The sequence below is a fragment of the Burkholderia sp. L-4 genome, from assembly GCF_056856535.1.
Map to the genome: position 1 here is coordinate 2,333,288 of NZ_JBXEOX010000002.1, position 26,825 is coordinate 2,360,112.

The 26,825-nt window shown below is 67.9% G+C and carries 19 protein-coding genes; 10 read left to right on the plus strand and 9 right to left on the minus strand.

Translation table 11 applies throughout. The features are described from left to right. Positions 1–4 precede the first annotated feature (4 nt). The 3 genes from AC1VVG_RS27435 to AC1VVG_RS27445 are packed head-to-tail and all read left to right on the plus strand — an operon-like array spanning position 5 to position 4,180. Positions 5–1,357, plus strand: coding sequence for an LLM class flavin-dependent oxidoreductase (locus tag AC1VVG_RS27435; RefSeq protein WP_482836854.1), 1,353 nt, complete (start codon positions 5–7; stop codon positions 1,355–1,357). Between the two features lie 59 nt (positions 1,358–1,416). Beyond that, positions 1,417–3,213, plus strand: coding sequence for an amino acid ABC transporter permease/ATP-binding protein (locus tag AC1VVG_RS27440; protein WP_124609821.1), 1,797 nt, complete (start codon positions 1,417–1,419; stop codon positions 3,211–3,213). 34 nt (positions 3,214–3,247) lie between these two features. After that, complete coding sequence (locus tag AC1VVG_RS27445) at positions 3,248–4,180, plus strand: ABC transporter substrate-binding protein (protein ID WP_059556561.1); 933 nt, start codon at positions 3,248–3,250, stop codon at positions 4,178–4,180. Positions 4,181–4,250: 70 nt separating this feature from the next. On the opposite strand, the gene AC1VVG_RS27450 is transcribed toward AC1VVG_RS27445, so the two are convergent. Continuing rightward, positions 4,251–5,345, minus strand: coding sequence for an LLM class flavin-dependent oxidoreductase (locus AC1VVG_RS27450; RefSeq protein WP_301740960.1), 1,095 nt, complete (start codon positions 5,343–5,345; stop codon positions 4,251–4,253). Positions 5,346–5,406: 61 nt separating this feature from the next. Next, positions 5,407–6,354, minus strand: a complete 948-nt coding sequence (locus AC1VVG_RS27455) for an ABC transporter substrate-binding protein (protein ID WP_049035346.1) — start codon at positions 6,352–6,354, stop codon at positions 5,407–5,409. Between the two features lie 319 nt (positions 6,355–6,673). On the opposite strand from AC1VVG_RS27455, the gene AC1VVG_RS27460 reads away from it, so the two are divergent. The 3 genes from AC1VVG_RS27460 to AC1VVG_RS27470 all read left to right on the plus strand — a co-directional run bounded on the left by AC1VVG_RS27460 (position 6,674) and on the right by AC1VVG_RS27470 (position 9,920). Next, positions 6,674–7,591: an alpha/beta hydrolase family protein gene (locus tag AC1VVG_RS27460; RefSeq protein ID WP_049035347.1), complete on the plus strand. Its 918-nt coding sequence runs from the start codon at positions 6,674–6,676 to the stop codon at positions 7,589–7,591. Further along, positions 7,588–8,019: a MarR family winged helix-turn-helix transcriptional regulator gene (locus AC1VVG_RS27465; protein WP_034191324.1), complete on the plus strand. Its 432-nt coding sequence runs from the start codon at positions 7,588–7,590 to the stop codon at positions 8,017–8,019. The genes AC1VVG_RS27460 and AC1VVG_RS27465 overlap by 4 nt, the downstream gene beginning before the upstream one ends. 455 nt (positions 8,020–8,474) lie before the next feature. Next, positions 8,475–9,920: a sialidase family protein gene (locus tag AC1VVG_RS27470; RefSeq protein ID WP_034191323.1), complete on the plus strand. Its 1,446-nt coding sequence runs from the start codon at positions 8,475–8,477 to the stop codon at positions 9,918–9,920. Positions 9,921–9,989: 69 nt separating this feature from the next. Here the strand turns inward: AC1VVG_RS27470 and adhP are convergent, their stop codons facing one another. After that, positions 9,990–11,018, minus strand: a complete 1,029-nt coding sequence (gene adhP, locus AC1VVG_RS27475; RefSeq protein WP_059556564.1) for an alcohol dehydrogenase AdhP — start codon at positions 11,016–11,018, stop codon at positions 9,990–9,992. Positions 11,019–11,419: 401 nt separating this feature from the next. On the opposite strand from adhP, the gene AC1VVG_RS27480 reads away from it, so the two are divergent. The 3 genes from AC1VVG_RS27480 (at position 11,420) to otsA (ending at position 17,404) form a co-directional block, all read left to right on the plus strand. Next, on the plus strand, positions 11,420–13,498 hold the full coding sequence (locus AC1VVG_RS27480; RefSeq protein ID WP_226227486.1) for a TonB-dependent receptor: 2,079 nt from the start codon (positions 11,420–11,422) through the stop codon (positions 13,496–13,498). Positions 13,499–13,957: 459 nt separating this feature from the next. After that, positions 13,958–15,577, plus strand: coding sequence for a methyl-accepting chemotaxis protein (locus tag AC1VVG_RS27485; RefSeq protein WP_367188444.1), 1,620 nt, complete (start codon positions 13,958–13,960; stop codon positions 15,575–15,577). A 420-nt stretch (positions 15,578–15,997) separates the two neighbouring features. Beyond that, positions 15,998–17,404, plus strand: a complete 1,407-nt coding sequence (gene otsA, locus AC1VVG_RS27490) for an alpha,alpha-trehalose-phosphate synthase (UDP-forming) (RefSeq protein WP_034191319.1) — start codon at positions 15,998–16,000, stop codon at positions 17,402–17,404. Positions 17,405–17,419: 15 nt separating this feature from the next. Here the strand turns inward: otsA and AC1VVG_RS27495 are convergent, their stop codons facing one another. The 3 genes from AC1VVG_RS27495 to ftsH all read right to left on the minus strand — a co-directional run bounded on the left by AC1VVG_RS27495 (position 17,420) and on the right by ftsH (position 19,945). After that, positions 17,420–17,542 carry a hypothetical protein gene (locus AC1VVG_RS27495; RefSeq protein ID WP_343727147.1) on the minus strand — a complete coding sequence of 41 codons (123 nt, stop codon included), beginning with the start codon at positions 17,540–17,542 and terminating at the stop codon, positions 17,420–17,422. After that, on the minus strand, positions 17,509–17,886 hold the full coding sequence (locus AC1VVG_RS27500) for an OsmC family protein (protein ID WP_482836859.1): 378 nt from the start codon (positions 17,884–17,886) through the stop codon (positions 17,509–17,511). The genes AC1VVG_RS27495 and AC1VVG_RS27500 overlap by 34 nt, the downstream gene beginning before the upstream one ends. Positions 17,887–17,971: 85 nt before the next feature. Continuing rightward, entirely contained in the window at positions 17,972–19,945 is a 1,974-nt protein-coding gene (gene ftsH, locus AC1VVG_RS27505; RefSeq protein WP_367188446.1) for an ATP-dependent zinc metalloprotease FtsH, read from the minus strand. 479 nt (positions 19,946–20,424) lie between these two features. Between ftsH and AC1VVG_RS27510 the strand changes: the two genes are divergently transcribed. After that, a complete protein-coding gene (locus tag AC1VVG_RS27510; RefSeq protein WP_034191315.1) occupies positions 20,425–22,089 on the plus strand; it encodes an acid phosphatase in 1,665 nt (554 codons plus the stop codon). Between the two features lie 287 nt (positions 22,090–22,376). Here the strand turns inward: AC1VVG_RS27510 and AC1VVG_RS27515 are convergent, their stop codons facing one another. From AC1VVG_RS27515 to AC1VVG_RS27525, 3 genes are all read right to left on the minus strand, one after another. Further along, complete coding sequence (locus AC1VVG_RS27515) at positions 22,377–24,242, minus strand: phosphoenolpyruvate carboxykinase (GTP) (RefSeq protein ID WP_482836862.1); 1,866 nt, start codon at positions 24,240–24,242, stop codon at positions 22,377–22,379. Between the two features lie 619 nt (positions 24,243–24,861). Further along, positions 24,862–25,029, minus strand: a complete 168-nt coding sequence (locus AC1VVG_RS27520; RefSeq protein ID WP_420913111.1) for a hypothetical protein — start codon at positions 25,027–25,029, stop codon at positions 24,862–24,864. Between the two features lie 155 nt (positions 25,030–25,184). Continuing rightward, positions 25,185–26,771, minus strand: coding sequence for an isocitrate lyase (locus AC1VVG_RS27525; RefSeq protein ID WP_034191313.1), 1,587 nt, complete (start codon positions 26,769–26,771; stop codon positions 25,185–25,187). Between the last annotated feature and the right edge of the window lie 54 nt (positions 26,772–26,825).

Sequence of the window (26,825 nt, forward strand, 5' to 3'; positions counted from 1 at the left end):
TCCCATGACGACCCGACGATCGATCCCCTTCGGCCTGATGCTGCAAGGCGCAGGCAGCCACATGAACGCATGGCGGCATCCGAGCAACCCGCCGGACGCGAGCATCAACCTCGACTTCGCGATCGGCGTCGCGCGCAAGGCGGAAGCCGCCGGCATCGCGTTCGCGTTCGTCGCGGACGGCCTCTACATCAACGAGAAGTCGATCCCGCACTTCCTGAACCGCTTCGAGCCGCTGACCGTGTTGTCGGCGCTGGCGGTCGCGACGAAGAAGATCGGGCTCGCGGGCACGATCTCGACGTCGTACAGCGAGCCGTTCACGGTCGCGCGCCAGCTCGCGTCGCTCGATGCGATCAGCGGCGGCCGCGCGGGCTGGAACGTCGTGACGACGCCGCTCGAAGGCACCGCGAGGAATTTCGGCAAGGCGCATCCCGATCACGAACTGCGCTACGAGATCGCCGACGAATACCTCGACGTCGTGCAAGGCCTGTGGGACAGCTGGGACGACGACGCATTCGTGCGCGACCGCGCGACCGGCCGTTTCTTCGATCGCGACAAGCTCCACACGCTCAACCACCACGGCCGCTTCTTCCAGGTCGCGGGGCCGCTGAACATCCAGCGCTCGCCACAGGGGCAGCCGGTGATCTTCCAGGCCGGCTCGTCCGACACCGGGATCGGACTCGCGGGCAAGTATGCGGACGCGGTGTTCACGCATTCGCCGTCGATCGAGGAAACGGCCGCGTTCACGCGGCGCGTGAAGCAGAGCGCGATCGAGCACGGGCGGCAAGCCGGCGACGTGAAGATCTTCCCCGGCGTCGGGCCGATCGTCGGCCGCACGGCCGCCGAGGCGGAAGACAAATACCAGGCGATCCGCGACCTGCTGACGATCGACGAGGCGCTCGCGTACCTCGGCCGCTATTTCGATCACCACGACTTCACGCAGTACGCGCTCGACGCGCCGTTCCCGGAACTCGGCGACCTCGGCCGCAACAGCTTCCGCTCGACCACCGACCGGATCAAGGCCGACGCGAAGCGGAAAGGCCTGTCGCTGCGCGAAACCGCGCTCGCGGTCGCCACGCCGCGCCCGAACTTCATCGGCACGGCCGAGCATGTCGCCGACGAACTGATCCGCTGGCACGACGCAGGCGCCGGCGACGGCTTCATCCTCGGTTTTCCGGTGCAGGCGCAGGGCGTCGACGATTTCGTCGAACTCGTGATTCCGGTGCTCGAGGCGCGCGGCCGCTACAGCCGCGACCTGCCCGGCGCAACGCTGCGCGACCACCTCGGCCTGCCGCGCAAGGCAAGCCGCCATGCGACGCCCGGCGCGCCGCACGAAACGGCGGCCGAAGCGCACGCCTGACGCCGCCGCGCCGCCCGTGCGCGGCGCGCCTGCCCGACGACTCGAGGATTTCCAACGACATGAGCGACACGACCCATCTCGGCGGCGCACTGCCGCCGCTCTCTTCCCCCGGCGCGCGCGACGCCGGCACGCGTTTGCGGATCGTGCCCGCGCGCCACCGGTCGCGCACGGCCGGCACCGTGCTCGCGCTGGTGCTGATCGCGATCGCGCTGCATTCGATCCTCGGCAATCCGCAATGGGGCTGGCCGGTGTTCGCCGAATGGTTCCTGTCGCCGCCGGTGCTGTCGGGGCTCGCGCGCACGCTGCTGCTGACGCTGCTGGGTGCGGTGTTCGGCTTCGCGCTCGGCGCGTTCGTCGCACTGGCCCGGCTGTCGCGTTCGCGCTTGCTGTCCGCCAGCGCCTGGACCTTCGTGTGGCTGTTCCGCTCGATTCCGCTGATCGTGCTGCTGCTGATCCTGAACAACCTCGGCTACCTGTACGAACACGTGCGGCTCGGCGTGCCGTTCACCGACATCGTGTGGTTCGAGGCGCCGACCACCGACCTGATCAGCCCGTTCCTCGCGGCCGTGCTCGGCCTCACGCTGAACCACGCGGCCTTTTCCGCGGAAGTGATACGCGGCGGCATTCTCGCGGTCGACCAGGGGCAGCTCGAGGCAGCGGCCGCGCTCGGGCTGCCGCGCGGCCGCCAGACCACGCGGATCGTGCTGCCGCAGGCGATGCGCGCGATCCTGCCGACCGCGTTCAACGACCTGATCTCGCTCGCGAAAGGCACGTCGATGGTGTACGTGCTCGCGATGCCCGAGCTGTTCTACACGGTGCAGGTGATCTACCGCCGCAATCTCGAAGTGATTCCGCTGCTGATGGTCGCGACCGTCTGGTACCTGATCATCCTGACCGTGCTGTCGGCGATCCAGGTGCAGGTCGAGCGGCACTATGCGCGCGGTGCGCTGCGCAATCCGCCGCCGTCCGTGCTCACGTTCGCGCTCGCGCGCATCGGCGTGCTGTGGCGGCGTGCCGCGGCGCGCCGCGCGGCGGCGATCGCGCCGGCCGCAAGTGTTATCCGCGAAGATGTCGCTGCCGACGCCGCGCCGCGCACCGGCGGCGAAGTGGCCGTGCACGGTGTATCGAAGCAGTTCGGCATGCAGCGCGTGCTCGACAACGTGTCGTTCGTCGCGCCGCGCGGCAGCGTGACCGCGATCGTCGGGCCGTCGGGCTCCGGCAAGTCGACGCTGCTGCGCACGATCAACCATCTCGAACGCGTCGACGACGGCTACATCGACATCGACGGCGAACTGATCGGCTATCGCCGCGACGGCGACGTGCTCCACGAGCTGAAGGAGCGCGACGTGCTGAAGCGGCGCACGGCCGTCGGCATGGTGTTCCAGAACTTCAACCTGTTCCCGCACCTGACGGTGCTCGAGAACCTGATCGAAGCGCCGGTCGCCGTCGGCGGCGTCACGCGCGACGATGCCGAGCGCACCGCGCGCACGCTGCTCGCGCGAGTCGGCCTCGCCGACAAGGCCGATGCGTACCCGCGCCAGTTGTCGGGCGGCCAGCAGCAACGCGTCGCGATCGCGCGGGCGCTCGCGTTGCGTCCGAAGGTGCTGCTGTTCGACGAACCGACGTCGGCGCTCGATCCCGAACTCGTCAACGAAGTGCTCGACGTGATCAAGGAACTCGCACGCTCGGGCACGACGCTCGTGATCGTCACGCACGAGATCGGCTTCGCGCGCGAAGTCGCCGACAACGTGCTGTTCATGGAGCGCGGGCGCATCGTCGAGGCCGGACCGCCGGCCGCCGTGCTCGATGCGCCGGCCCATCCGCGCACACGCGCGTTCCTGTCGCGGGTGCTGTGATGCGCGCCGCGTCCCCCCTGCAAGGAGCCGCACGATGACCGACCGGCGCCAGTTCATCACCGCCGCGCTGGCCGCGGCGACCGTCCTGCCGTGGCAGGCCGCGCACGCGGCGGCGGCCACCGCCGATCTCGACCCGCGCCAGGCCGGCCGCCTGCGCGCGGACCGCGACGACGCGGCGATCCGCGCGGCGGCCGCCTACCGCTGGGTGCGCGACGGCGCATTCACGGTCGCGATTTCGCCGCACGCGCCGCCCGTGTCGACCTACGCGACCGACGCGCGCACCGTGGTCGGCGCCGATCCCGATTACGCGCAGCTCGTCGCCGACGCGCTCGGTCGCACGCTCGTGCTGGTGCCGATCGCCTGGGCCGACTGGCCGCTCGGGCTGACGTCCGGCAAGTACGACGCGGTGATCTCGAACGTGGGCGTGACCGAGAAGCGCAAGGAGAAATACGACTTCACGACCTACCGGCTCGGGCTGCACGGCTTCTACGTGCGCACCGGCAGCCCGATCGCGAAGATCGCCGAGCCGAAGGACGTCGCGGGCCTGCGGATCATCACAGGCGCCGGCACGAGCCAGGAGCGCATCCTGCTCGAATGGAGCAAGCGCAACGTCGCGCAGGGGCTGAAGCCGGCCGAACTGCTCTACTTCGACGACGATGCGACGGCGCGCGTCGCGCTGCTGTCGGGCCGCGCCGATGCGGAGCTGAACCCGAACGCGTCGCTCGCGTACGAGGCCGCGCGCAGCGGCAAGATCCGCCGCGTCGGCGTTGTCAATGCGGGCTGGCCGGCCAATGCCGATGTCGCGATCGCGACGCGTCGCGGCAGCGGGCTCGCACCGGCGCTGACGCTCGCGACGAATGCGCTGATCGGCAGCGGTCGTTACGGGCAGGCGCTCGCGCGTTGGGGGTTGCAGAGCGAGGCGATCGCGCGCGCGGAAACCAATCCGCCGGGGTTGCCGTCGTTCTGAACCGCCCATGCAATCGCCCCGGCATGCCGCGAGGGACCTGCCGGGGCGATTCGACGTGCGGGCTGTTCTTCTATGCCGGCACGGCTGCCTGATGCCGGTCGAGTTCCGCAACATGCGCGTGAATCGCCGGAATCAGGTCGCGCCCGTAGGCCAGCGCATCGTCGAGCGGATCGAACCCGCGAATCAGGAACGTCGACACGCCGAGCCGGTAATACGCGCCCAGCGCCCGCGCGACCTGTTCCGGCGTGCCGACCAGCGCGGTCGAATTCCAGCGCGCGCCGGTCAGGTTCGCGACCCCCATCCACAACCGCTCGTCGAGCACGTCGCCCTGTGCGGCCGCTGCCATCAGCCGCTGCGAGCCCGCATTCTGCGGCGCATGTCCGGCAATCGGCTGGCCGTTCGCGACCCGCGCCGCGCGCACGCGCGCGCGGATCGCCTCGGCCTTCTCCCAGGCGGCCGCCTCGGTATCGGCAACGATCGGCCGGAACGACACGCTGACACGCGGTGCACGCCCGAACGGCGCGGCGGCGGCCCGCACGCGCGCGATCTGCTCGCGCACCGCCTCGAGCGGCTCGCCCCAGGTCATGTAGACGTCCGCATGCTCGCCCGCGACCGCCAGCGCGGCCGGCGACGACCCGCCGAAATAGATCGGCACATGCGGCCGCTGCGTGCCCTTCACGAGCGGCGACGCGCCACGCAGCCGGTAGAACGTGCCGTCGTGATCGACCGGCGCGTCGGCCAGCCAGATCCGCTTCAGCACGTCGAGATATTCGCCGGTGCGGCGGTAGCGCGCATCGTGCGGCACGAAATCGCCGTCGCGCTGCAGGTCCGCGTCGTCGCCGCCCGACACGACATTCAGCGCCAGCCGGCCGCCGCTGAACACGTCGAGCGTCGCGATCTGCCGCGCGGCGGCCGACGGCACGATCACGCCCGGCCGATGCGCGAGCAGGATGCGGATGCGCTCGGTCGCGGCGGCCGCGAACGACGCGACGATGAAGCCGTCCGCCGCGTTGCTGAAATGGCCGACCAGGATCTGGTCGAAGCCGGCCGCCTCGTGCGCCTGCGCGAAGCGGCGCACGTAATCGGGCTGGACGGCCGCGCCGCCCGGTACGTCGACCTCCGCGCCGGGCGTCGCGGTGATCATGCCGATGATGTCGACTGGCATGTCGGAATGTCCTTGGGTGGATCGATCGGGAATCGGGAAAATCGCCGGAATGGCCGGACGGTCACTGCGCGGCGGCCGTCTTCTGCGCGGGCACCGCGAATGCGCCCGCATACGAGCGGTCGAGCAGTTTCGACGTGTCGTACGCGACCGGAATCACGCCGGCCTTGTGCAGGAAGTCGGCGGTATTCTGCGCGTCCTTCGCGGCCGTTTCGTCGACCGGGCCGACGCGCTGCTTCGCGTTGTTCAGCCAGCGGTACGCGACGTCCGGTTCGAGCTTCGCGCGCTTCGCCCACAGGTCCGCGTACTCGCGCGGATGGCTGTCGACCCACTGACGCGCGGCCACCACGCGCCGCAGGAAGTCGGTGATCTCGGCACGCTTGCCCGATGCGGCCTGCTCGTTCGCGGCGACGAAACTCAGCGCGGGCATCAACCCCTGCGCGGTCGTCACCGTCCGCGCGCCTTGCCGCAGCGCGAGGGTGCTGACGAACGGCTCCCACAGCGACACGGCGTCGACCGAGCCGTTCGCGAGCGCGTTGGTCGCATCGATCGGCATCAGGTACGCGTACTTGACCGAATCGGCGCGCAGGCCCGCGTGTTCGAGCGCGCGCAGCACGAGCTGCTGGCTCCACGCGCCGCGCCAGACGGCGATGGTCTTGCCCTGCAGGTCGGCCACGGTGCGCACAGGCGAATCCTTCGGCACGAGGATCGCGACGCCGTCGAGGCTTTGCCGCGATACCGCGACGACCTTGACCGGCGCGCCGCGCGCGGCCAGCGTCAGCAGCGCGGAATCGCCGAGGAAGCCGACGTCGATCGCATTGCCGTTCAGGCTTTCGGCGACGGGAGCGGCGGCCTGAAAGTGCTTCCACTCGATCGTGTAAGGCAGGTCCTTCAGCGCGCCGGACGCCTCCATCGACGCCTGGATGTTGAAGTAGTTCTGTTCACCGACGCGCAGCGTGACGGTGTCCTTGGCAAAGCCCGGCTGGGCGGCAAGCGCCAGCAAGAGCGCCATGACGATTCGGCTCGACAACGTGATCTCCCGGAAGGTTGGCAGGCGGCCCCGCGAAGGCGGCGCCGCGTCGTCCGCCGAGTGCAACGACAGGCGGACCGGATGAAACCGGTGACGATACGTCGATCTGCTTTATGAGACAAACGCAATATTCTGCTTTGTAAAGATGCAAATATTTTATGAAGCGAGCGCAATCGCACCGGGCTCGCCCCGGACCGCCGCCGTTCGCCGTTCGAATGATTACTCGATAGATATTTCGTGCGCGAAATAAATCCGGGACTATATTTCGTATGCGAAACAACTACCCGGAACAAGCACGGCCATGACCTCCCAACCCATCGAGTTTTCCGCCGCCGACGGCTACACGCTGCGCGGCACGCTGTGGTCGCCGGACGCCGCGCCGCGCGCGCTGGTGCTGATCCATCCGGCAACGGCCGTGCCCGAACGGCTGTATGCGGGCTTCGCGCGCTTCCTGACCGAACGCGGCTTCGCGGCGCTGACCTACAACTACCGCGGCATCGGCGCGTCGCGGCCCGCGCGCCTGGCCGCGCTGCGCTCGCGCATGCGCGACTGGATGGAGCTCGACGTCGGCGCCGCGACCGCATGGGCGCGGCAGGCGTACGAAGGTCTGCCGCTGCTGGCGGTCGGCCACAGTGTCGGCGGGCATGCGATCGGACTGTCCGCCGCGACGCCGCACCTGCGCGCGGCGGTGCTCGTCGCCGCGCATGCGGGCAGCACGCGGCTGATCGCGCGGGCGGCCGAACGCGTGAAGGTGCGGCTGATCCTGCGCGTGCTCGGCCCGCTGACGTCCATGTTGCTCGGCTACGTACCCGGCAAGCGGCTCGGGCTCGGCGAGGATCTGCCGGCCGGCGTGTTCCGCGAATGGAGCCGCTGGACGACGCTGCCGCATTATTTCTTCGACGATCCGACGCTCGGCGCGGCCGAGCGCTTCGCGAAGCAACGGTTGCCGATTCTCGCGCTCGGCTTCGACGACGATCCGTGGGCGAACCCGGCCGCGATCGGCCTGCTGGTAAGCTATCTGACCCGCGCACAGGTCGAACGCCGCCAGATCGATCCGCACGCGGCGGGCAGCGGCCCGGTCGGGCACATGGGCTTCTTTCGCAGCCGGCCCGGCACCGTGCTGTGGCCCGACGTGGCCGACTGGCTCGCGCGGGCACTCGACACGCCGCGCACCGCGGGCCGTCCCTCCCTTTCCATTGCAGCCGGGAACCCAGCTTGAGCGAAGACCGACGACTCTTTTTCATGTTGAACATCGGCCAGCGGCGCGTGCAGCGCTGGATCGACCGCAAGGCCGAAACCGAGACGCGCGCGAGCGCCGCGCAGGCCGGCGCGCTGTTCTGTCTCGCGAAGCAGGACGGCGCGCTGATCGGCGAAGTCGGCGCCGCGCTGCAACTCGCGCCGTCCGCGATGACGGGCCTCGCCGACCGCATGGCGAAGGCCGGCCTCATCGCGCGTCACGCCGATTCGGACGACGGCCGCGCAACGCGGCTGTACCTGACCGACGACGGCCACGCGGCGCTCAAGCGCGCGCGCGTGCTGCTGCGCGAACTGAACGGCAAGCTGTGCGACGGGTTTTCCGACGACGAACTCGATGTCGTCGCCCGCTGGCTGCACGCGTTGCAGGACCGGTTTCCGGCCGAGCGCTGAACGGCGCGCTCCCCGTCCGTCACCGGGCCGCACCGGCATCAATCGAAGCAATTGCGATTCGCGTTATCGATTCGATTTCCATGCCGTCGCGACGGCAAATTTTGCGTGGCCGGCACACACCGCCGGCAACGCTTTCCGGCTACTTACTGTTACAAAAAACTGCCTGTCGGGCAGCATTCGAATCACCTACATTGCAATCCACCTCGACACATTCGTCGCATGCCCGGACCGGCCTTCCCGCCGAGTCGACCTCCCAGGCACACCCGACAAGCAATGAAAATGAAGAGGAGTCTTAACCGATGTGCTGGCGGATTCCAGCGCACGCGGATCGCGATGACTGAAGCGGCATCCTGAACGGCACGCAGCGGCGGGCGCGGCACGATTCGCCGCGCCCCGGCTCGCGTGGCCGTGCGCGCGCCATCTCGTCGCCACCGCCCGTCAACGAGGAGCAGTCCATGCGACGCACGATCGTGTCCCCTTCGCTTGTCACCCGCCTGTCCGCCGCGATGGCGATGGCCGCCGCTGCCGCGGCGCACGCCGAGCCTGTCGTCGTGTCCGGCCCGAGCCCGTTCGTCGCGTGCACCATCGGCGGCCCCGGCACCAACTACGTGAATGCCGAAGTCGAGCCGTGGCTCGCGGTCAACCCCGCGAACCCGACGAACATGATCGGCGTGTGGCAGCAGGACCGCTGGTCGAACGGCGGCGCCCACGGGCTCGTCGCCGGCTACACGTTCGACGCGGGCGCGACCTGGGCCCGCACGCCGCAGCCGTTCAGCGCATGCGCGCCGGGCGGGCTGAAGTACGAGCGCGCGTCCGATCCGTGGGTATCGTTCGGGCCGGACGGCACCGCGTATTCGGTATCGATCTCGTTCAACCAGTCGAACAACGCCAACGCGGTGGCCGCGTCGGTATCGACCGACGGCGGACAGACGTGGAGCAGCCCGGCCGTGCTGATCGCGAACGACGAGCCGACGACGCAGTTCTTCAACGACAAGGAATCGGTGACGGCGAACCCCGTGAAGGCCGGCACCGCCTATGCGGTATGGGACCGCCTCGAGCTGCCGAACGGCAACCCGTACGCGAACCTGCATACGCAGGCGTTCCGCGGACCGACGCTGTTCTCGAAGACGACCGACGGCGGCAAGACATGGAGCGCCGCGAAAGTCATCGTCAACGTGCCGTCGCGTCAGCAGACGATCGGCAACCAGATCGTCGTCGATCCGAAGAGCGGCACGCTCTACGACTTCTTCGACCTGATCCAACCGCCGTTCAGCAAGGCCGCCGGCAAGGTCGCGTTCATCCAGTCGAGCGACGACGGCGCGACGTGGACGAAGCCACGGGTGATCGCGGGGCTGCAGACGGTCGGCGTCACCGACCCGAACACCGGCGAGCCCGTGCGCACCGGCGACATCATTCCGGAACCCGCGATCGATCCGGCCTCGGGGCAGCTCTACGTGGTGTGGCAGGACAGCCGCTTCAACGGCGGCAAGTACGACGAGATCGCCGTCTCGACGTCGAAGGACGGCGGCGCGACGTGGAGCACGCCGCAGCAGTTGAACACGCCGACCGGGCGCCCCGCGTTCAATCCGTCGGTGCGCGTCGACAACACGGGCGCCGTGATGGTCACCTACTACGACTTCCGCGATCTGCAGGCCGGCAACACGACGACGCTGCCGACCGGCTTCTGGCGCAAGATCTCGCATGACGGCGGCACGACGTTCGCCGACGAGCGGCGCGTCGGCGGCCCGTTCGACATGAAGCTCGCCCCCAACGCCGAAGGATTCTTCATCGGCGACTACCAGGGGCTCGACGTGCTCCCGTCATCGTCGTTCCACCCGTTCTTCGTGCAGACCAACGCGGGCAACCTGACGAACCGCACCGACGTGTTCTTCGCACCGTGATGCGAGGCTGACCGCCGCGCCGCCGCACGATGCCGGTCGGCGCGCGGCGGCACGCGCAGGGTCACGGCCTCACTGCATGTCGGTCAGCACGATGCGTCCGTCGACCTTTCCTTCCCGCAGCTTCGCGAATACGTCGTTGATGTTGGCGAGCCGGTCGCGGTGGATGTGCGCGCGCACCAGGCCGTCCGCCGCGAAATCGAGCGACTCCTGCAGATCGCGCCGCGTGCCGACGATCGACCCGCGCACGGTGATGCCGTTCAGCACGGTCGAGAAGATCGGCAACGGGAAATCGCCCGGCGGCAACCCGTTGAGCGCCACCGTGCCGCCGCGCCGGACCATCCCGAGCGCCTGCGCGAACGCGCTGCGCGACACGGCCGTGACGAGCACGCCGTGCGCGCCGCCGATTTCCTTCTGGATCACTTTCGCGGGGTCGTCGACCGACGCATCGATCGTCAGCTGCGCGCCCAGTTGCCGTGCCAGCGCGAGCTTGTCGGGCGAGATGTCGACGGCCGCGACGTGCAGGCCCATCGCACGCGCGTATTGCACGGCCACGTGCCCGAGACCGCCGATGCCGGAGATCGCCAGCCACTGGCCCGGGCGCGTATCGGTGACGCGAATGCCCTTGTAGACCGTGACGCCTGCACACAGGATCGGCGCGATCTCGTCGAATGCCACCTGCGCGGGCAACTGGCCGACGTAATCGGGATCGGCCAGCACGTATTCCGCGTAGCTGCCGTTCACCGAATAACCGGTGTTCTGCTGGCCGTGGCACAGCGTTTCCCAGCCCGTGCAGCAGTACTCGCAATGGCCGCATGCCGTGTAGAGCCACGGTACGCCGACGCGGTCGCCCTCGCGCACGTGCGTGACGCCCGCGCCGACCGCGGCAACGATGCCCACGCCTTCATGGCCCGGAATGAACGGCAGCGACGGCTTGACCGGCCAGTCGCCGTCCGCCGCGTGCAGATCGGTATGGCAGACACCCGACGCCTTGATGTTGACGAGAATCCGGCCGGGCCCCGGCGCAGGGATCGGGACTTCCTCGATGCGCAACGGCTCGCCGAACGCGTGTACCACGGCCGCTTTCATGGTCTGGGTCATGCGTTGCTCCTGTCTGGTCGATGAGCGACCCAGTATCCGGTTTCGGCGTCGGAGCACGTTGATACGGGTCAACGCATCGGGACGGATGCGTCGACCGGCGCGGATTCGCCACGGTCGCAGCGGGGACGAAGCTCGCAGCGGCGGACACCGCCCGCTCGCCGCCGCCCTCCCGGCGATCGGGCTGAAGCCCCGCGACGACAGCCGTTCAGCTTGGATTTTGTAATGATATAACATATCATTTCGCGAACTCGTCCGCCCGACGCCATCCCGCGTTGAGCGACCGGGCCTCGTCGAGCCATGTTTCAACGGGTCACTGCGCGTCATTGACGCAACAATATATCGTATCCAGCCGTGATCCGCATCGCTCGTTATCCGATCCGATTCCAACCGATTCACCGACCATGCGCGACCTCCCTCGCTTACCGCTTCGCCCGCTCTCGTCCCTGTCGCTGATGGTGTTCGCCGCCGTCGCCCACGCGCAGACCGATGCGCCCGCTTCGTCCGGCACGCCCGCCGCCGCCCCGCTCGCGCCGATCTTCGTGACCGCGAACCCGCTCGGCGACACCGAACTGATCGCGCCCACCGTCCAGCTTTCCGGCGATGCGCTGACGCGCCGCCAGGCCGATTCGCTCGGCGAAACGCTCAACGGGCTGCCCGGCGTGTCGACCACGACTTACGGCCCGATGGTCGGCCGCCCGATCATCCGCGGGATGGACGGCGACCGGATCCGGCTGCTGCAGAACGGCGTCGCGGCCTACGATGCGTCGTCGCTGTCGTACGACCATGCGGTGCCGCAGGATCCGCTGTCGATCGAACGCGTCGAAATCGTGCGCGGCCCGGCCGCGCTCCTGTACGGCGGCAACGCGGTGGGCGGCGTCGTTAACACGATCGACAACCGCATTCCGCGCGAAGCGATCCAGGGCGTGACGGGTGCGCTCGACGCGCGCTACGGCGGCGCGAATTCCGTGCGCGCGGGCGCCGCGCAAGTCGAAGGCGGCAACGGCCGCTTCGCGTTCCACGTCGACGCGTTCGACCGAGAAACCAGCAAGCTGCGGATTCCCGGCTACGCGCGCAGCAGCCAGCAACGCGCGATCGACGGCCCCGACACGCCGCAGCCGGAAGGCAGCGTGCCGAACAGCGACGGCCGCGTGCACGGCGGCGCGGTCGGCGCGTCGTACACGTGGGCCGACGGCTTCGCGGGCCTGTCCTATAGCGGCTACGAATCGAACTACGGTTCCGTCGCGGAAAGCGACGTGCGGCTGCGCATGCGCCAGGAACGCCTGGCGCTCGCATCCGAGGTGCGCAACCTGAGCGGGCCGTTTACGAAGCTGAAGTTCGATTTCGCGTACACCGACTATCGCCACAAGGAAGTCGACAACGGCGAGACGGCGACCACCTTCCGCAATCGCGGCTACGAGGCGCGCATCGAGGCGCGGCATCGCAAGATCGGCCCGTTCGAAGGCGCGATCGGCGTGCAGTTCGGCCAGAACACGTTCTCCGCGCTCGGCGACGAAATGCTCGTGCCGTCCACGCGCACCAACAGCGTCGCGCTGTTCGGCCTCGAGGAATGGCAGGTCGTCCCCGCGCTGAAGCTGAGCCTCGGCGGGCGCTTCGAGCACGTGAAGGTCGATCCCGATCCGGCCGGCGTCGAGAAATTCGCGGGCGCGCAACCGCGCGACTTCAACGCGGGCAGCCTGTCGGCCGGCGCGCTGTTCTCGCTGACGCCGGTATGGTCGGTCGCGGCCAACGTCGCGTACACCGAACGCGCGCCGACCTTCTACGAGCTGTATTCGAACGGCCCGCACGATGCGACCGGCCAGTTCCTGATCGGCAACCCGAATGCGTCGAAGGAAAAAGCCGTGTCGACCGACCTGTCGCTGCGCTACGCGAGCGGCCCGAACCGCGGCAGTGTCGGCGTGTTCTACAACCGCTTCTCGAACTACCTGACCGAGTACAACACCGGCCGCGTCGTGGACGACGACGGCGACCCCGTCGCGCCCGGCACCGACGGCTCGCTCAACGAGGCGATCTATCGCGGCGTGCGCGCCGAGTTCTACGGCGTCGAGCTGGACGGCAAGTGGCGCGCGTTCTCGCGGCGCGGCCACACGGTCGACCTCGAACTGACGGCCGACTACACCCACGCGCGCAACGTCGACACGGGCCAGCCGCTGCCGCGCATCGCACCGCTGCGCGCGACGCTCGCGGCCGACTACGGCTACGGGCCGTTCGGCGCGCGCGCGCAGGTCACGCACGCGTGGTCGCAGCATCGCGTGCCGGACAACGATTTTTCGACGGACGGCTATACCTCGCTCGGCGTGATGCTGACCTACAAGTTCCGCGTCGGCCCGACGCACTGGCTCGCGTACCTGCGCGGCGACAACCTGACGAACCAGGACATCCGCTATTCGACGTCGGTCGTGCGCGGCTTCGCGCCCGAAGGCGGGCGCAGCGTGATGGCCGGATTGCGCACCACGTTCTGACCCTCCCAAGGCTCGCGGCGTCCGCCGCGGGCCGCTCCGGCGCGCCTGCAGGGCGCGCCCGTTTCCGTTCACCCGCCCATTGCGCCAATCAAGCGACGCACACCCGGATCGGCGCTCTCCCCGATTTTCCGAAAACGAAATTCCGTTATTCACCCGTAAATCGAATCAAAATCGTCATACGATTGCAAATAAAATAGAAGTTTCTTGTTTCACCAATAAAACCGGTTTCAGATTCCATGTATAAACCCTTGAATCACGGGCGATCCGCGTTTTTTTGATCTGGATCAAGAATCCCCTCCGGACAACGCTTCCAGCGCTAAAAAAACGAATATCAGGGTTTTCGAAGGGTAAAGAATCATCCGGTATACCCGTTAATTCCGGCACGAGCCCGTATCTGGTCGAACAATAAATTCCATTTGCCAACTACTCACGCAGGGGCACAACGTGAAAATCGCCAGAATGAGCATCAAGACAAAACTCCTTGGCGGCTTCGGCCTGCTCGCCGCGGTCGTCGTGATCGTGTCGGGCATGGCCCTCAAGGCACTGTCCGATACGAACGCCGAGTTCTCCCGCTACATGCACGGCATCAGCGCGCGGGCGAACCTGTCCGCGCAAATCCGCACCGCGGTCGACCGTCGCGCGATCGCCGCGCGCAACCTCGTGCTCGTGACCAAGCCGTCCGACGTCGAAGCCGAACTCGCCGAAGTGAACCAGGCGCACAAGGACGTCCAGGAACGTCTCGCGAAGCTCAAGGACATGATGGCGAACGCAACCGATACCTCCGATCGCGCACGCGAACTGGTGGGCGACATCGTGCGCATCGAGGGCAATTACGGGCCCGTCGCGCTGCGCATCGTCGGGCTCGCGCAGGCCGGCAAGAAGGACGAGGCGACCGCCGACATCGACGACAACTGCCGCCCGCTGCTCGCGCAGCTGGTGCGCGCGACCGATGCGTATGCAACCTATACGCATGAACGCGAACTCGCGCTCGCGCAGCAGTTCGCGGACCGCTACGCGATGGAGCGCAACCTGCTGGCCGGCATCTGCCTGATCGCGGTTGCGGTCGCCGTGGCCGGCGGTCTGTGGCTTACGCGCAAGATCACGGTGCCGATCGGCTCGGCGGTGGACGTCGCACGCACGGTCGCGAACGGCGATCTCGGCAGCCGCATCGAGGTCAGCGGCAACGACGAAACGCGCGACCTGCTCGACGCGCTGCGAACGATGAACGAGCGGCTGATCGGCATCGTCGGGCGCGTGCGCGATTCGTCGAACAGCATCGCGCACGCGGTGAGCGAGATCGCGTCGGGCAACCTCGACCTGAGCCAGCGCACCGAGGAACAGGCCGCGTCGCTGCAGGAAACCGCCGCGACGATGGAGGAATTCACGTCGACGGTGCGGCTGAACGCGGAGAATGCGCAACAAGCAAGCACGCTCGCCGCGAATGCATCGGACGTCGCGCAGCGCGGCAGTTCGGTGGTCGGCCGCGTGGTCGACACGATGACGGAAATCGGCCAAAGCTCGTCGAAGATCGCCGACATCACGGGCATCATCGAGGGCATCGCCTTCCAGACCAACATCCTTGCGCTGAACGCGGCTGTCGAAGCCGCACGCGCGGGCGAACAGGGTCGCGGCTTCGCGGTCGTCGCGAGCGAGGTGCGCAGTCTCGCGCAACGCTCGTCGACGGCAGCGAAGGAAATCAAGGAGCTGATCTCCGCGTCGGTGCAGACGATCCAGGACGGCTCGGCGCTCGCGGGGGAAGCCGGCAAGACGATGTCCGACGTCACGCAGGCCGTCGCGCGCGTGACGGACATCATGGGCGAGATCGCGGCCGCCTCGGCCGAGCAGAGCCGCGGCATCGACCAGGTGAACCTGACGATCACGCAGATGGACGAGACGACGCAGCAGAACGCGGCGCTCGTCGAGCAGGCCGCGGCCGCATCGAAGTCGCTCGAGGCGCAGGGCCGCGAACTGTCCGAAACGGTCGCCGCATTCCGGATGCCGTCCGGTGCGCATGTGACGTCGCACGGCGTACATGCGCACGAGGCCGACATGCGTCACTGGCAACCGGCCGCCGTGTAACCCGCCGTATAGCCGATCCGCCCGGGAGACGACGACGCGCACGCCGTTTCGCGCGTCGCCGGTCCGCGCCGCGCGTTCACGGCACGCATGCGGACGGACGCTCCGCATGGCATGACGCGCGCCGCATGGGCCGTGTCGCGCAAGTTTCGATCCCGCCCGCCTGGTGCGCATGGCCATTCCGCCATCATGGAAATCGCGCTGCATTGCCTCCCGCGCCGCTCGTCGATGGAGACTTTTAAAACGAGCGAATGACGAGTATCCTAAAAAGAGCACCCTCGACCGGACGGCGAATCGCATGCCCTGACTCCCGCCCGATCGCACTGCGGCCCCATCGCATCGCGCACGGCGCGTCGATGGCGGCGTCAGCTTCTCGCGCCTCGGCCGCACGAACCTTTCCCCCAACAATCGTCAGGAGAGCTGGTGAGCCGACTCGTCGTCGTATCCAATCGCATCGCAGATCCCCGTAAAGCCGCGGCCGGCGGCCTCGCCGTCGCCGTGAAAGACAGCCTGCAGGAAACCGGCGGCGTATGGTTCGGCTGGAGCGGCAGGCTACGCGGCGACGAGGATCAGCCGGCGCACGGCGACGACGTGCAGATCCAGAACGTCGGCGGCATCCAGCTCGCGACGATCGATCTCGATCCGCAGGATTACGACGCTTACTACCTCGGCTACTCGAACAACGTGCTGTGGCCGGTGTTTCACTACCGGCTCGATCTCGCGCAGTTCGACCGGCGCTTCGCCGACGGTTACCGGCGCGTGAACCAGTTGTTCGCGCGCAAGCTGCGCACGCTGCTGCGGCCCGACGACACCATCTGGGTCCACGACTACCAGCTGATTCCGCTCGCGGCCGAGCTGCGCGCGATGGGCTGCACGAACCCGATCGGCTTCTTCCTGCACATCCCGATGCCGCCGCCGCCGATCATGGCCGCGATCCCGGAACACGAATGGCTGATGCGCTCGCTGTTCGCGTACGACCTCGTCGGCTTCCAGACCGAATCGGATCTGCTGCACTTCGAGCATTACGTCGAAGCGGAAGCCGGTGCCGCGCGGCTGCCGGACGGCCGCCTGCGCGCGTTCGGCCGCACGTTGTCGGCCGGGGCATTCCCGATCGGCATCAACGTCGACGAATTCGAATCACTCGCACGCGATCGCGACGGCCTCGACATGTTCGACCGGATGCGCGACGAATATTCGCGCCGCCAGTTGCTCGTCGGCGTCGACCGGCTCGATTACACGAAGGGATTGCCGCAGCGCGTGCATGCGTTCCGCCAGTTGCTCGAACGATATCCGGAGAACCGCGATCGCGCGACGCTGATCCAGATCGCCGCGCCGAGCCGCGAGAATCTCGGCGCCTACGACGACCTGCGGCGCGAAATGGACAGCCTGTGCGGCGCGATCAACGGCGACTACGGCGAACTCGAATGGATGCCGATGCGCTACATTCACCGCACGGTTGCGCGCAAGCGCCTGCCGGGCCTCTATCGCGCGAGCCGCGTCGCGCTCGTCACGCCGCTGCGCGACGGCATGAACCTCGTCGCGAAGGAATTCCTCGCCGCACAGGACGCAACCGATCCGGGCGTGCTCGTGCTGTCGCGCTTCGCCGGCGCGGCCGAGCAGCTGAAGCCGGCGCTGCTCGTCAATCCGTACGACACGCAAGGCACCGCTCAGGCGATCCAGCGCGCGCTCACGATGCCGCTCGAAGAGCGCCGCCAGCGTCACTCGGCGCTGATGGCGATCGTGCGCCAGACCGACGTGCACTGGTGGCGCACCCGCTTTCTCGACGCGCTCGCCGAAGCGGCCGAAGTCGCGGCCGCGACCGAATCGTGACGCACTGACACACCGTCACGCCTTGGTCGCCGCGCATTCCAGCGTCGTACCGTTCGCGTCGCACACGTCGGCCGAAATCGGAATGCCCGCGCGCATGCGCTCGGTCACCACGCAATACGCATCGAACTGATCGAGCACGCGCGTCGCCGCCCGAGATCGGCCCATGTCCTGCCGATCGACAACCGCACGTTCATCGCGCCCACGCGCACGCGCCCTGCTTCGTTCCGCACCATGGCGACGTCGATATGCGCGGCAATCGGCTGCGGATCGACGTGCTGCTTGTTCAGCGCGAACAGCAGGCTCGCCGCGAGACAGCTCGCGACCGCCGTGGCCAGCAGCCGGACCGGGTTCGGCCCGCGCCCGTCGCCGAGCGGGGGCCGCTCGTCGGTGAGCACCGGCGACAGCGTCGTGCCGGCAAACCTGACTTCGAAGCAAAAGCGCGCCTGCTGCGCGACATCGACGGATAGGTGCGCCTCGCTCATGGCGGCTCCGTGTCTGGAAAGGGGAACAGGAAGGCCGGCGCATCGCCGCAGCGGCATGCACCGTTCGCGGGCCCGCGACGCGCATTCAGCGTTCGGGTTCGCGCGGCGGCCCGCACGCGACGAAATCGCGCTCGACCGCCGACGCCTGCTCCGGCGCGAGCGCATCGCCGCGCGGTCCGGCGGCGCCGTCGGGCGCTGCTGCCGGCGGCGGCGGTTCGCTGCGCCCGTCGATCAGCGCCTGCAGCGCGTCGCGCTCGAGCACCTCGCATTGCAGCAGCCGTCGCGCGATACGCTCGAGCGCGTCGCGGCGCTCGCCGAGCGTCGCGACCACCCGCGCATGTGCGTCGGCCAGCAACATGCGCACCTCGTCGTCGATCATCCGTGCCGTATGCTCGCTGCAGCGACCCGCGCCTGTCTGCCACGCACCGGGCATGCCCTGGCGCGCCTCGCCGTCGTCGAACGTCGCGAGCCCGATCTTCTCGCTCATCCCGTACTGCATGACCATGTGGCGTGCCATCGCGGTCGCGCGTTCGAGATCGTTCTGCGCGCCGGTCGAGACATCGCCGAACACGAGCTCTTCCGCGACACGCCCGCCGAGCAGCGCGTCGATCCGGTCGAGCAGCTCGCTCCGACGCAGCACGTAGCGATCCTCGGTCGGCACTTGCTGCGTGTAGCCCAGCGCGGCGACACCGCGCGGAATGATCGACACCTTCTTCACCGGGTCGCAATGCGCGCGGCTTTCCGCGACGAGCGCATGACCGGCTTCGTGATACGCGATGGTCAGCTTCTCCTGCGCGTTCATCACGCGGCTCTTGCGCTCGAGTCCGGTCAGCGCGCGGTCGATCGCCTCGTCGAAATCGGCCATGCCGATCGCCGGCTTGCCGAGTTCGGCCGCGTGCAGCGCGGCCTCGTTGACGACGTTCGCGAGATCGGCGCCGACGAAGCCCGGCGTGCGCGACGCGAGTTCGCCGAGGTCGACGTCGGCCGCGAGCTTCACGCGCTTCACGTGCACGCCGAGAATCTGCCGGCGGCCGTTCACGTCGGGCCGGTCGATCGCGATGTGGCGATCGAAGCGGCCCGGCCGCAGCAGCGCGGGATCGAGGATCTCGGGGCGGTTCGTCGCGGCCATGATGATCACGCCCGAGCCTGCCTGGAAGCCGTCCATCTCGACGAGCAGCTGGTTGAGCGTCTGCTCACGCTCGTCGTTGCCCGACATCGGGCCGACGCCGCGCACCTTGCCGAGCGCATCGAGCTCGTCGACGAATACGATGCACGGCGCCTTCTGCTGCGCCTGCTCGAACAGGTCGCGCACGCGCGCCGCGCCCACGCCGACGAACATCTCGACGAATGCCGACCCGCTGATCGAGAAGAACGGCACGGCCGCCTCGCCGGCCACCGCGCGCGCAAGCAGCGTCTTGCCCGTGCCCGGCGCGCCGACGATCAGCACGCCCTTCGGGATCTTGCCGCCGAGCCGCTGGTAGCGATCGGGATTGCGCAGGAACGCGACGAGCTGCTGCAGCTCGGCCTTCGCCTCGTCGATGCCCGCGATATCGTCGAACGTGATGCCGGTTTCCTGCTGCACGTACGCGCGCGCGCGGCTCTTGCCCATCCCCGTGAAGTCCTGCAGCCCGCCGCGCCTGCGCAGCATCATGTTCCACACGAACACGAGCAGCACGAGCGGCAGCAGCCAAGACGCGAGCGCGGCGATCCAGCCCGTGTCGGGCGTGCCGTGATAGCGGATGCCGGCGGCGGTCAGCGTGTCGGTCAGGTGCTCGTCGGTCACGCGGTTGGTCGTGAAGCGCCACGGCGCGCCGGCCTGCTGCACGGCCGCGGCTTCGGATGCCGGCAGCATCGCGCCGGCCCGCGGCATCTTCAGCGTGCCCGAGATCGACGCGGGGCCGACCTCGAGATCGTCGACAAGCCGCGCGGCGACGAGCTTGTGGAAATCGCTGTATGCAATCGGCGCCGACGCCGGATGCAGCATCAGCAACTGCGCAGCGAACAGCACGAAGAAGCCCGCCGCGATCAGCAATCCCGGATAGTCGAATTTCCTGTCCATGACATCGGGCCGGCCTCTTGCGTTGCGCGGCGTGCGCTCACGCGGACACGCGCGCGCAACCGGCACGCGGCATCGGCAGCCGTGCGAACACGACGGCCATTCGCACCATCATCGCCTCGCTGGGTCGCCTCGCTGCATCGGATCGACGACGCCGCGACGACGCCGTCGGCCGGCGCCGCCGGGCGATCGTCACCCGGGCGGCACGCCGCGCCACGACGCGCCGCCCCTGAATCCAGTCTAGCTCGCGCGCGGGCGTCCCGCATCGCCTGCCGCGCGCGTCGACGCGTCCGACAAACGGCTTTCATTCGCGGCACTCGGCGCGGTATAGTCGCATTCGTGACATTTTTATGACAATTCGGTCACCTGCGCTTTCCGCGCCACGACCGGCAATTGCCTCCCGTCACGCATCGCGGCAGCCCGAGCGACGCCGCCGCGCATAGAACGACACCGCCCACCCGCCCAATCGAGGAGCCCACGACGTGACCGATACCCCCGATCGCCCCGACGACCTTCCCGCCGACCCCGACCGCCGCCGCTTGCTCGGCGGCCTTGCCGCGCTCGGCGCCGGTGTCGCGCTCGGCGGCTGCGAAACCACCGCGGGCACCGCGCCGCGTTCGGCCGCCGACCTGCGCATCGACGAGGCGTTGCGTCAGCGCGTGCGCCACATCGTCGTGATCTACGCGGAAAACCGCAGCTTCGCGAACCTGTACGGCGATTTCCCCGGCGTCCAGTACCCGCTCAGCGACGTGCGGCCCGAACACGCGCAGCAGCTCGATCGCGACGGCAAGACGCCGCTGCCGGTGCTGCCGAAGATCTGGGGCGGGCTCGTGCCGCAGGCGCAGGAAGTGGACGGCAAGCGCTATGCGATCGCCGAGCGCGACATCGACCGGCTGCCGAACGCGCCGTTCCGGATCGCCGACGCGCAGGGCCGGCCGCTGCCGAACGGCGTGATCACACGCGACCTGTGGCACCGTTTCTACCAGAACCAGATGCAGATCGCGGCCGGCCGCAACAACCAGTTCGCCGCGTGGGCCGATTCGGGCGGCCTCGTGATGGGTCATTACCGCAACTCGGCCGATTCGTTGCGGCTGTGGAATCTGGCGCGGCAATACACGCTGTGCGACAACTTCTTCATGGCGGCCTTCGGCGGTTCGTGGATGAACCACATGTTCCTGATCTCCGCGCAGCCGCCGCTGTATCCGGACGCGCACAAGCACCCGCATGCGGCAAAACTGCTGTCGAAGGTCGAAGGCGACGATCCGGCCGGCACGCGCCTGAAGCTCGCCGACGATTCGCCCGCGTCCGCGCTCGACGGCCCGCCGAAGTTCGCGGCCGACGGCCCGCTGACGCCGGACGGCTACGGCGTGAACACGATGGCGCCGCCGTACCAGCCGAGCTACGTGCCGCCGCCCGACCCGGGCAACGCCGCGTATGCGGACCCGGCCGACCATCGCGTGATGCCGCCGCAGGGCTATGCGACGATCGGCGACCGCCTGTCGGAGAAGAACGTCGACTGGGCGTGGTACAGCGGCGCGTGGCAGTACGCGCTCGAGCATCGCGACACGGGCACCGTGCCCGATTTCCAGTACCACCACCAGCCGTTCAACTACTTCGCGAACTATGCGCCGGGCACCGAAGCCCGCCGCCGGCATCTGCGCGACGCGGGGCTCGGCGACGATCCGTCGACCAATCACTTCATCGCCGACATCGACGCGGGCCGCCTGCCGGCCGTCACGTTCTACAAGCCGCAAGGCAACCTGAACATGCATGCGGGTTACGCGGACATCGAATCGGGCGACCGTCACATCGCGACCGTGATCGACCACATCCGGCGCGGTCCGCAATGGGAAAACACGGTGATCGTGATGACGCACGACGAGAACGGCGGCTGGTGGGATCATGTCGCGCCGCCGGTCGGCGACCGCTGGGGCCCCGGCTCGCGGATTCCGGCGCTCGTGATCTCGCCGTTCGCGAAGCAGGGCTTCGTCGATCACACGCTGTACGACACGAACTCGATCCTGCGTTTCATCAGCCGCGTGCACGGGCTCGCACCGCTCGACGGCGTGGTCCTGCGCAACAACGCGTTCGCCGCACGCGGCGCGACGCCGCCGGGCGACCTGACGAACGCGCTCGATCTCGGCTGAAGGCTGGCGATAGTCTGCGACGAGAACGTGGGCGTCGCCGACTGTTTCGCGGCGATCGTTCACAGAGCCGGCAACCCGCGGGACGTACCCCGCTCGACCGCGAGCATCCGCGGTTGCCCGATGTCGCGATCTACACGGGGCGCGGCGACGTGCAATGCGCGGTCGACGAAGTCGTCGCGCATTGCAGCGCGCAGCAAGCGACGCGGATGCAAAAACGTCCCGCCGCCGGCGAGGCATGCCGGCGGCGGGACGTCAGCGCTGGTACGTCGATACGACGATCCGGATCGTTACACGCCGAGGCGCGCCTCGATCTTCTTCATCGTGTCGGTCATTTCAGCGGGCAAACGCAGCTTCAGCGTGTCGAACAGCGCCGCATGCAGCTTCAGTTCCTCGCGCCATTCGTCCGCGTTCATCGACGTCACCGCGTCGAACTGTTCGCGCGTGAAATCGAGGCCGTCCCAATGCAGGTCTTCATACGCCGGCGAGACGCCGAACGCGTGCTCGCCGCCGCCGCCCGTGCCTTCGAGACGATCGAGCATCCACTTCAGCACGCGCATGTTTTCGCCGAAGCCCGGCCACACGAACTTGCCGTTCGCGTCCTTGCGGAACCAGTTCACGCAGTAGATCTTCGGCAACGTCGCGCCCGCGGCTTCGAGCTGCTTGCCGAGCTTGAGCCAGTGCGCGAAATAATCGCTGACGTTGTAGCCGCAGAACGGCAGCATCGCGAACGGATCGCGACGCACGATGCCCTGCTGGCCGACCGCGGCGGCGGTCGTCTCCGAGCCCATCGTCGCGGCCATGTACACGCCTTCGATCCAGTCGCGCGCCTCGGTCACGAGGGGCACCGTGGTCGAGCGTCGGCCACCGAAGATGAACGCGTCGATCGGTACGCCGGCCGGGTTCTCCCAGTCGTCGTCGATCGACGGGCACTGCGCGGCCGGCGCCGTGAAGCGCGAATTCGGATGTGCGGCCTTGCGGCCCGTCTCCTTGCCGATCTCCGGCGTCCATGGATTGCCCTGCCAGTCGGTCAGCTTCGCGGGCGGCGTATCGGTCAGCCCTTCCCACCACACATCGCCGTCCTCCGTCAGCGCGACGTTCGTGAAGATCACGTTCTTCGTCAGCGTCGCGATCGCGTTCGGGTTCGTCTTCACGCCGGTGCCCGGCGCGACGCCGAAGAAGCCGGCTTCCGGATTGATCGCATACAGGCGGCCGTCGCGGCCGGGCTTCAGCCACGCGATGTCGTCGCCGATCGTCGTGACCTTCCAGCCGTTGAAGCCCTGCGGCGGAATCAGCATCGCGAAGTTGGTCTTGCCGCACGCGGACGGGAATGCGGCCGCGACGTGATACTTCCTGCCGGCCGGCGACGTCACGCCGAGGATCAGCATGTGTTCCGCGAGCCAGCCCTGGTCGCGGCCCATCGTCGACGCGATGCGCAGTGCGAAGCATTTCTTGCCGAGCAGCGCGTTGCCGCCGTAGCCCGAGCCGAAGCTCCAGATTTCGCGCGTTTCCGGGAAATGCACGATGTACTTGACCGGGTTGCACGGCCACGGCACATCCTGCTGGCCCGCTTCGAGCGGATGACCGACGCTGTGCACGCACGGCACGAATTCGCCGTCCTCGCCGAGCACGTCGTATACGTCGCGGCCCATGCGCGTCATGATCCGCATGTTCACCGCCACGTACGGGCTGTCGGACAGTTCGACGCCGACGTGCGCGATCGGCGAGCCGAGCGGGCCCATCGAGAACGGCACGACGTACAGCGTGCGGCCGCGCATCGAGCCGCGGAACAGCCCGTTGAGCGTCTCGCGCATTTCGGCCGGCTCGATCCAGTTATTGGTCGGGCCGACGTCGTCGCGCGAGGCCGCGCAGATGAACGTGCGATCCTCGACGCGCGCAACGTCCGACGGATCCGACTGCGCGAGATACGAGTTCGGGCGCTTCGCCGGGTTCAGGCGCGTGAGCGTGCCCTGGTCGACCATCGCCTGGCACAGCGCGTCGTATTCTTCCTGCGAACCGTCACACCACACGACGCGTTCGGGCTCCGTGAGCGCCGCGATGCGCGACACCCAGTCGATCAGCTTGGGATGTTTGACGAAAGCCGGTGGAGCGATCAGCGGGCCGTGCGTCGCTTCGGCCATGGTGTTTTGCGACATGGAAATGTCTCCAGATTATTGGGCGAGGATGGGGATGCGGGCGAGCCCGCGAGATGGGGGATGCGATCGGCGCGCAGGTCGCAGCAACGCGCGACGCGGAGCACGCGCGCGGGGCGCGTGTCGATGCCGCGAGGCGGGCGAGAGGATGTGATGTCTCGTTAGAAGATGCGAACGCGAGTTTCGCCATGCATGCAACCTGCCTTACAACTTCCATGCCGGTCAGCATACCATCGCCGATATTGGGCGGGCGTTGCGTTGCAACAAGAAACAATTGTGACGATGCGCGGGTACATGCGTTGCCGGCAGGTCATGTCGGCTGCGCCGGTCCGAGCGCGGCCGGGGACGAATCGCACGAAACGTCCGTCGGGCAAGGGTTTGGTGAAAACGGAACAAATGGCCCGCTGGCCGCGCACATGAAAAACGCGCATGCAGGCCCGGCGAATTCACGTTTTCGCTACTCAGGCAAACCCTGAATTAGGTTGCGCACACAAACATCCCGGTCGAATGCCCGGCGCACGCCCCTGCTCAAAACGGCGCGCCCGGCAATCCGGGGTAATACGCGCCCGCCGCCATCCCGTCGTCGACGGCCAGTCCGGCGCCGTTGCGATACGACACGTCATCACGCGCGAGGAACAGCGTTGCGCGCGATTTCGTCCGGCAGGCCGACACGCTGCAGCGGCACGTTCGCGACGTGTGGCACGGTCATCACGCGCGCGTCGCGATCGATACGCCGGACAATTTCCGCTACGTGCGGAACGTCGCCGTTCCAGCGCAACGTGGCTGACATGATGGACAGCTGCGGACGCTTCGTCGATTTCGACCAGATCGATGTAGTGGACGGGCCAGTACGTCTTGAAGGCCATGCGCGGCCAAGGCGCGGGAATCGAGCGAATAAAAAAAAGCCAGCCCCGAAGGGCTGGCGTCGTGCTGCGGGACCGGCGATTACGAGAACTGGTTCATCGTGTTGTCCTTGCCTGCCGCCTTCAGCGCCGCTTCGCCGCTGAAGTATTCCTTGTGGTCGTCGCCGATGTCCGAACCGGACATGTTCTGATGCTTCACGCAGGCGATGCCCTGGCGGATTTCCTTGCGCTGCACGCCGGCCACGTAGCCGAGCATGCCCTGGTCGCCGAAGTATTCCTTGGCCAGGTTGTCGGTCGACAGTGCGGCCGTGTGGTACGTCGGCAGCGTGATCAGGTGATGGAAGATGCCGGCTTCACGCGACGCGTCGGCCTGGAACGTGCGGATCTTCTCGTCGGCGAGCTTGGCCAGTTCGGTCTCGTCGTACTCGACGCTCATCAGCTGCGCACGGTCGTAGGCCGACACGTCCTTGCCTTCGGCCTTCATCGCGTCGTACGCCTGCTGACGGAAGTTCAGCGTCCAGTTGAACGACGGGCTGTTGTTGTACACCAGCTTCGCGTTCGGGATCACCTTGCGGATCTCGCTGACCATGCCGCCGATCTGCGCGATATGCGGTTTTTCGGTTTCGATCCACAGCAGGTCGGCGCCGTTCTGCAGCGACGTGATGCAATCGAGCACGCAACGCGCTTCGCCCGTGCCGGCGCGGAACTGGAACAGGTTGCTCGGCAGGCGCTTCGGACGCAGCAGCTTGCCGTCGCGCTTGATGACGACGTCGCCGTTACCCAGTTGATCCGCCGACAGCTCTTCGCAATCGAGGAACGCATTGTATTGGTCGCCCAGGTCGCCCGGCGTGGTCGTCACGGCGATCTGCTTGGTCAGGCCGGCGCCCAGCGAGTCGGTACGCGCGACGATGACGCCGTCGTCCACGCCCAGTTCCAGGAACGCGTAGCGGATCGCGCGGATCTTCGCGAGGAAATCCTCATGCGGCACCGTGACCTTGCCGTCCTGGTGGCCGCACTGCTTCTCGTCCGACACCTGGTTTTCGATCTGGATGCAGCAGGCGCCGGCTTCGATGAACTGCTTGGCCAGCAGGTAGGTCGCTTCCGCGTTGCCGAAGCCCGCGTCGATGTCGGCGATGATCGGCACGACGTGCGTCACGTGGTTGTCGATCTTTTCCTGGATCGCGGCCTTGGCAGTCGCGTCCTTCGCCGCATCCAGCTCGCGGAACAGGCCGCCCAGCTCACGGGCGTCGGCCTGGCGCAGGAACGTGTACAGCTCGCGGATCAGCGCGCTGACCGAGGTCTTTTCGTGCATCGACTGGTCCGGCAGCGGGCCGAACTCCGAGCGCAGCGCGGCGACCATCCAGCCCGACAGATACAGGTAGCGGCGTTCGGTGCTGTTGAAGTGCTTCTTGATGGAGATCATCTTCTGCTGGCCGATGAAACCGTGCCAGCAGCCCAGCGACTGCGTGTACTTGGCCGGATCGGCATCGTACGCGGCCATGTCGGCGCGCATGATCTTCGCGGTGTACTTCGCGATGTCCAGGCCGGTCTTGAACTTGTTCTGGGCACGCATGCGGGCGGCATACTCGGGACTGATGGCGTTCCACGCGCTGCCGTGGTTCTCCTTCAAGCCAGCCACTGCCTTGATGTCGTCTTGATATTGGGACATGTCTATCTCCTGGGAACGAAGCGCATTTGAGTAAAGGGTTCAGCGTGCCCGCTT